Annotated in this window: 7 protein-coding genes; 1 reads left to right on the top strand and 6 read right to left on the bottom strand. The window is 63.3% G+C overall.

Annotation, left to right across the window (positions count from 1 at the left end):
• The coding region (locus M1B34_RS31400) for a calcium-binding protein (RefSeq protein WP_268267162.1) at positions 1–3,145 on the bottom strand (3,145 nt) is incomplete at its 3' end.
• A gap of 328 nt (positions 3,146–3,473) precedes the next feature.
• Here M1B34_RS31400 and M1B34_RS31395 point away from each other — a divergent pair.
• Positions 3,474–3,695, top strand: a complete 222-nt coding sequence (locus M1B34_RS31395; RefSeq protein WP_268267161.1) for a DUF6021 family protein — start codon at positions 3,474–3,476, stop codon at positions 3,693–3,695.
• Between the two features lie 48 nt (positions 3,696–3,743).
• On the opposite strand, the gene M1B34_RS31390 is transcribed toward M1B34_RS31395, so the two are convergent.
• From M1B34_RS31390 to M1B34_RS31370, 5 genes are all read right to left on the bottom strand, one after another.
• Positions 3,744–4,355, bottom strand: a complete 612-nt coding sequence (locus M1B34_RS31390) for a hypothetical protein (RefSeq protein WP_268267160.1) — start codon at positions 4,353–4,355, stop codon at positions 3,744–3,746.
• 113 nt (positions 4,356–4,468) lie between these two features.
• Positions 4,469–5,083 carry a hypothetical protein gene (locus M1B34_RS31385; RefSeq protein WP_268267159.1) on the bottom strand — a complete coding sequence of 205 codons (615 nt, stop codon included), beginning with the start codon at positions 5,081–5,083 and terminating at the stop codon, positions 4,469–4,471.
• Positions 5,084–5,154: 71 nt separating this feature from the next.
• Complete coding sequence (locus M1B34_RS31380; RefSeq protein WP_268267158.1) at positions 5,155–5,562, bottom strand: LIC_13387 family protein; 408 nt, start codon at positions 5,560–5,562, stop codon at positions 5,155–5,157.
• A gap of 87 nt (positions 5,563–5,649) precedes the next feature.
• Complete coding sequence (locus tag M1B34_RS31375) at positions 5,650–6,048, bottom strand: hypothetical protein (protein ID WP_268267157.1); 399 nt, start codon at positions 6,046–6,048, stop codon at positions 5,650–5,652.
• A gap of 99 nt (positions 6,049–6,147) precedes the next feature.
• Entirely contained in the window at positions 6,148–7,335 is a 1,188-nt protein-coding gene (locus tag M1B34_RS31370; protein WP_268267156.1) for a type II secretion system F family protein, read from the bottom strand.
• Positions 7,336–7,341 lie beyond the last annotated feature (6 nt).

The raw sequence follows: 7,341 nt of genomic DNA, 5'->3' as shown, positions 1-7,341 counted from the left end.
GTGTTGGCCTGGCGTTGCCGATCAGCACGTTGTTCAGGGCGTTGCCGGTGCCGTTGAGGTGGTCGCTGCCGGTTGAGTGTGAGGTTTCCAGGTTGGCGCCCAGGGTCCAGGTGATCGAAGACTCGACGGTGTCGGTGCCTTCGCCTGCGTTCTCGATGATCTGGTCCTGGAGGTTGTTCACCACGTAGGTGTCGTTGCCCAGGCCGCCGCTGAGGACATCGGCACCCAGACCGCCGTCGAGGCGGTCATCGCCGGTGCCGCCCTTGAGAATATCGTTGGCATCGCCGCCCACCAGGGTGTCATTGCCAGCGCCGCCTTCCAGGACGATCGGGTTGCTGCCGGTCCAGATCAGGGTGTTATCGCCGTCATCGCCGGTGAGGACGGTGGAGTGGCCAGTCGAGTCGAAACGCTGGCTGTGAATGTCGCCAGACACATTGTTGCCGTTAACGTCGCGCTCCCCGGACAGGTCTTCCCAGGTGACCACGAAGCCGCCGTCCGCGGTGGCGTTGACCACCGGGAACATGTCGTTCTCCGAGGTGTTGATCAGCAACTGGCCGCCGACCTTGGCGCCGTTCTTGTCGAAAATCTGCGCATACAGGTGCGCGTCGGCAGAGCGTGAGGCTTCGTCCGACGTGGCCCAACTGATGACATAGCCGCCGTCCTTGAGGGCGGTGATGGCGGGCTCACCCTGGATTTCCTTGGTGGCGGTGTTGACCAGGGTCTCGCCACCCAGCTTCGCGCCTTTGTCGCTGTAGCGCTGCATGTAGACGTTGCCGCTGACCGGCTCGTCGTTCTTGAAGGTCAGGCTGACCCAGGTCACCACCAGGCTGCCGTCGCCCAGGGTGGTGATTTTGGCGCCGGACTGCTCGCCTGCGGTGGTGGTGTTGACCAGGGTATTGGCGCCGATGGCCTTGCCGGCGGCGTCGTAGCGCTGCAGGTAGACATCGACGTTGCCCGAGGAGCCGGTTTCACGTTCCCAGGCAATGGCAAAACCGGTGCCCAGGTTGGTGATGCTCGGTTCGCCCGCGAAGACCTTGCCGTCCTGGGTCTTGGTGTCGACCTGGACCATGTCGGTGATGGCAAGGTGGGTGGTGCCATCGAAAATCTGCACGAAGGTTTCGGAGGCGAAGAACGGCGAGCTGCTGCCCTGGGCGCCATTCATCTCTTCGGACCAGGTCACGGCGTAGTTGCCGTTGGCCAGGACGGTGATTGCCATGTCTTCGAATCGGACATTGGAGTTGTCACTGTCTTGTGGCGAGAAGCTGATCAGTTCGCCGGTGGCTGTACCTGTTGTGTCGTAGCCCTGGATCTGCAGCAGGTTGCCGTCGGTGATCCAGCCGATCAGGTAAGCCCCGTCCTTGCCGGCAGTAATGACCGGGTTGGTGCCGGTGTTGCTGTTCAGCAGTTGGTCGTCAAGCAGGGTGTGGCTGGCATCAAATTGCTGCACGTGGAATTCCCCTGCCTGTTCCCAGACCACCACGTAGTTGCCATTGCTCAGTTGCGTGGAGTTGGGCTCCATGGACACCACGGCACCGGCTTCGTTGTCGAAGCGGTTGTCGTTGATGCTGATGGTTTCGTTGCCCGTGAACTGGACCTTCTCGATGCTCTGCAGGGTGGTGTCCTGGTTGCCCTGGACCACGATGTTGCCAGCGCTGTCCTGAGTGAAGCGATGCTCTGCGCTCGACCCCAGCAAGCCTGCGGTGTCGTTACCCGCGCCACCGTCGAGGGTGACGTCGTCGGTACCGCTCCAGTTCAGGGTGTTGTCGTGGGCGTCACCGGTGATGGTGGTGGTCGTGGAACCCACCAGCAGGCCCGCATTGGTGACCTTCTGGACGTTGATGTCCACTTCGTTCGGAGTGCTGTTGCTGCTGCTTTCCCAGCTCACCACCACAGTGCCGCCGTCACGCACAGTGACCACCGGCGCGTCGCGCAGGAAGTTGCCCGTCTCGGCAGTGCCCACCAGAATCGGCGAACCGTCTTTTTCAACGCCGTTGGCATCGAAGCGCTGAATGTAAACGTTGCCGCCGCCGTTTGGATTGAACTCGTTCCAGGCCAGGACGTAGCCGCCCTCGTTAGGCAGCTCGGCGATGGTCGCGCCATTGATTGACTGGCCGCTGCTGATTTCCACCGGGTCGCCGATGGCCACGAATGTGTTGTCGTACAGCTGGGTGACGATCACTCGGTCCTGGGTGCCAGTGCCTTCAGTCACGTGGCTGACCACGAACTGGCCATTGACCTCGACCACGCCGAAGTAGGAGGCATAACCATTGCTGCTGGTCAGGGTCTCAAGGACGGTCGGGGCGCCGGCGATCAGCTTGCCGTTGGCGTCCAGCTGGCTGAGGAGGAAGTTCGAGGTGTAGCTGATCTCTTGGGTGTTCGGGTTGATGTTGACCTTTTGCACGGTGTAGGTCAGCCAGAACTTGCCGTCGGCACCCTTGAGAATGGTCGAGTCGTCAGCTTCGCCCAGGGCGCTGTCACGGGTGACCAGGGTTTGCACGGCGCCAGGCTTGCCGTTGGTGTAGACCACCGACTTGATGTCGGTCAGTTCCAGCAGGGGGTTGTTCGATACGTCGTCGTGGGTTTCGCCCCAGGTGACGATGTACTTGGTGTCACTGAGGACGGTGACCTTGGCGTCTTCCAGATCGAATGTGGCGGAGCTGGCGACTTTGACCACGCTGCCACTGGTGCTGCCGTCGGCACCGAACAGCTGGGTGTAGACCGTGGAGACGTCGTTGTCGTTTTCCGAGGTCCAGGCCAGGACGAACTGGCCATTTTTCAGGGCGGTGACCGAAGGGTCATCCACATCCGGGGTAGGGATGTTGGTGCGCTGGATCATCTCGCCGCTGGCGGAGTAGCGCTTGACCACGATGCCTTCGAAACTGTCGCTGTCTACGGACCAGGTCAGTACATAACCGCCGTCGTCGAGCGCGGTGACATAGGGGTCTTCGACGCTGCCGGAGGCGTGGACGGTGTCGACCTCACGGCTGGCAGTGATCTCACTCTCACCGAGGGTCAGGACCAGGTCACCGCTGAGGCCTTCCGAACTGGCGACGACGACGTCGTTCTTGCTGACTTCAATGTTTTCGCCAGAGTCACTGAAGCTGTAGTCCGATTCCGGTCCGTCAAAGGTGGTTTGCATGACCATGGTCCTGTTCCTTGTCTTGGGTAATGAGGCGCGGCGGATCAGCCGGCTTGAATATCAATGAGGCGCGCAGATACGGCCGCGACGGGTATCCGGGCGGCGACTTATCTGATGATCCTTATCAAAAATTTCAATCTTGTAACAAAGCGTACAAATAATGGCAATGCGCCATTTGGCTGGCTTTGAAATATATATTTATCGGGTTGTCGGCCGTCATAGCCGGAGTGTTAATCGGTGTGTGGCCGTTCGTCCGGCCAGTCGCACGCGGCCGGGCAGGAGGGATCTCAGATGACAGGCCCGCCGTCTTGCGGGCGCCGACCAGGAGGCATCGATGAACAGTAAGACACCGAACAGCCAGACACCGAGCGGGCCGAGCTCATCCGAGCATGCATCCGGTCAGGATGAGTTGGGGTTCGATCCGGACTCTCCGGACCTGGCCGACCCCCAGGTGGACCCCATTGGCCCGGCCAAGGCACCGCTCGACCCTGACCCTCAACCGGGCAAGACAGAACGGTCGAAGGCCTACGATCCCTTGGCCAATCTGCGTCGTTAGTCGCGCAGGGCTGGCCGGTGGCAGGAGAACAATCCGGACGCTGGAGGGCTAATCGACAATCACCCGCTCATTCAGGCCATCGCCCAGGCAGATCGACAACTGCTGCCCGGCCTTGTTAAAGGCGCACGTCGGCAGAGGCGGTTGCAGCAGTTTCAGCGTCATGAATAGGGCACAGCCGGCGATGCAGGCCGCCACCAGGGTCCTGAGGGCCAGCATCAGGCCGGGCACCGGCTTGACCCGGGGCATGGCCCGGCGCCGACGCCAAAGCACCCAGCTGCCGTAGAACAGCGCCGCGCCGATCATCAGCATCAAGTCGATTTCCCGTGGGGTCGGGCTATAGAGCAGGTTGCCGTCGAAGTCGTCCGGGTAGAACAGCCGCCAGCCGGCGCTGATGCCCAGCAGCAGCGCTCCGCTGACCAGGCTGCCGAGGGTGGCCCCAGGCAGGCGCAACAGCAGGCACAGCATCAGGCTCGTAAAGACGATGGCCCACCCCATCAATTGCGCCGCGGCGGCCATGCCACCGCCGAACAGGGTGCCGCCGACGTCAATGGGTTTGATCAGGTCCCAGTTGATGTAGCCCAGGCCCAGCACCAGGGCGCAGATTGCCAGTGCGCTGGCGCAGTAATAGAACCCTAACCAGAGGGAGAAGTAGCGAGGCATGGGGATACTCATGTGCTAAAGAAAAAGGCTCGCCGGGCTGCGGCGTCGGAGCGGTTTTGGCCTGCTCCCGACGCTCGTGCAACGGGCTGGAAAAGTGCCGGCCGGGGCGCGCTTCAATCGACGATTACAGGTTCTTCCGAGTCATGCCCGATGCACACACTCAACTGCTGGCCGGCCTTGTTGAAGGCACAGGTGGGCAGGGTCAGTTCCTTGTAGATCGTCCAGGGCACCAGGGTGAAAAGGCTCACCAAGAGGCCTGCGACCAGGGTCCGGAGCAGCAGCAAGAAGCCGGCCTTGGGCGGCGCCACGGGCTTTTTCAGCCGGCGTCGGCGCAGGTATTCGCCGCTGAGCAGGAAGGCGGCACCGACCAGCATCGCCACGCCGATCTCATGTTGTTGCGGGCTGAACATCAGGTGGCCGTCGGCATCGTCCGGGTAGAACAGCAGCCAACCGGCACCCATGACCAGGGGCATGATGCCGGCGCCGATCCAGGCCAGGGTCGATCCCGGGAGGCGAAACACCAGGGTCAAGGCCAGGGCGACAGTGGCCACGGCCCAGCCCGAGAGGTACATCTGGGTGCCCATGGCGCCGCCGAACAGGGTGCCGCTGACTTCCGAGGGGGTGATCAGGCACCAGTCGAAAAAGCCCAGCAGCAGCAACGGAATCGCACAAGCGATCCAGCTCAGGGCGGTGAACATCCATAACCACAGGGTCAACGGGCGAGGCATTGTCGTTCTCATCAAAGGGCGAGGGGGAATCACGCCCCGAGGCGGCTCGGAGCGTTGAACCGCGTGCGCTGCTACAGCAGGCTCAGGCCGCTGAGGTACAGCACCAGGGCGCAGCTGATGCCGATCAACGGCACCCTGAACCAGTAGCGGCGGGCGAGCAGCAGCAGGCTGGCCAGGAACAGCGCGCCGAGCCCAAGCAGAAAGCTTGAGTGTTGCAGCAGCAGTGGCTGGGACAGCGCCAGGTAGCCGTAGATCAGGCCGAACAGCATGGCCCCCAGGCTGTGGCTGGCGTTGAAGCCGACCCAAGCTCGCCACATGCTGGTCTGGCCAGTGATGCGCGGCGAGACCACTTTCATCTGCTCGCCCAGGGCGGCGTCGCGGGGCTGGAAGCGTGTGCCGAAGAAGGTGAAAAACAGGTGCAGGAGCCCCAGTGCGAGCACGATGGCGGCACTGAGGGCGATCAGAAGTTGGGCTGACACAGGAAGTCCTTTTGCTGGTTCGGGCGGCAGTATGCAACGGCTCCTTGTCCGTTGCACACGCTTGTTGCGCGTCAGGCCAATAGCCACTCAGCTGGCGCTGTGGTCATCGCCGGGTTCGCCCCCCGTATGCACCCCGTGATCATCACCGGGTTCACCCTGGGCATGCTCGCCATGGTCGTCCCCCGGCTCGCCCTGGGCATGCACGCCGTGGTCATCGCCCGCTTCACCCTGGTGACCGGAGGCGTGTCCCGAATGGCCTTCGCCGTGACCATTGCCGCTGTGCCCGCTGCCACTGCCGCCGTGGCCGCCACCTCCATTGCCGCCTCCACCGTGTCCGCCGCCGCTACCCCCTCCGCCATGGCCGCCACCTCCGCCATCCTTGGCGTAGGCACTGGACAGACCGGACAGGTTGTCGGGCAAGACAGCCATCGAGGCTGTGAGCACCACGCCCACAGCCAGGGCCAACATGGTTTTTGCGATCAGCATGGGAACCTCCAACGCTTGCTTGCAGGAATCGCGTCGCTGTGGTCGACCGGGGCCGGCGTGCAGCAGCGCGAAGTGGGGGCTGGCGCGAGCACCGGCCCTTCAATGAATACTGGAGGCCAGCTCGAAGATCGGGATGTACATGAGGATCACGATCACCCCGATCAGCAGGCCGATAAAGGTCATGAGCAGCGGTTCGAACAGGCGCACGAACCATTCGATCCAACGGCTGATTTCCTCGTCGTAGAAATCGGCGCTGCGCTCCATCATCTGCCCCAGGTTGCCGGACTGTTCGCCGGCCCTTAGCAAGCGCAGGGACACCGGGGTCACCAACCGATTGGCCTCCAGGGCCGCCGACAGGGCGAAGCCTTCGCGGACCCGTTCCGCCGCCTGGTCCAGGCGCACCCGGGACGCCGGGCTGAGCAGCCCGCGAACCATGCCCATGGCGGTGAGAATCGGGATCCCGCCTTGCAGCAGAATCCCCAGGGAGCGGTAGAACCGCGCCAGTTCATACATGACGATGCGCTGGTGCACCGCCGGTACCTTTTCCACCACCCGCTCCAGTGCTCGGCGAAAGCGCGGCTGACGCTGCAGCAGGGCCAGGGCCGACAGCGCCAGCAGCAGGCTGATGCCGAACTCGCCCTGGTGGGCGTGGAGAAACAGCCCGCTGCTCATCAGCACCTGGGACAGCCACGGCAGGTTGGAGCCCAGACCCTCGAACACCAGGCTGAAGCGCGGTACCACATAGCCCATCAGGAACAGCACCACGCCGCCGCCCACCACCAGTAGCAACAGCGGATAAATCGACGCGCTGACGATTTTTTGCCGCACTTCGTCCATGCGCTGTCGATAGCTCACATAGCGCCCCAGTGCTTCGCCCACGGCGCCGGTTTTTTCGCTGGACTGCACCAGGGCCACGTACAACGGCGGGAACACCGCCGACAGCTGTCCCAGGGCCTGGGAAAACGACTTGCCCTCGTATAGCAGGCGCACCAACTGGGTCAGGGTCTTGCGGGCCTGGGGCGCGGTTTCCTTTTCCGCCAGGCTTTCCAGGGCGTCGATCAAGGGCAGGCCGGCATTGAGCAGGGTGGTCAGTTCCTGGCTGAACAGCACCAGGGCGAAGCGTTCCCGGGCCTGCCAGCGCAGCGCCCGCCAGTGGCGTTCGGCGCGCAGGCTGAGGACGCGCAGCCCCTGTTCCTCGGCAATATGCCGGGCTTCGGCCTGGCCCGGTGCTTCCACCGTCAGGGCCACCACGCCGGCCTTGCCCACCGCCTTGAGATAAAAGCGCATGGCCAG

Origin of the sequence: Pseudomonas morbosilactucae, assembly GCF_023241715.1 — a bacterium.
GTDB lineage: Bacteria > Pseudomonadota > Gammaproteobacteria > Pseudomonadales > Pseudomonadaceae > Aquipseudomonas > Aquipseudomonas morbosilactucae.
Note: the sequence above shows the minus strand (reverse complement) of the source record. Positions and strands in the feature narration are given on the sequence as shown.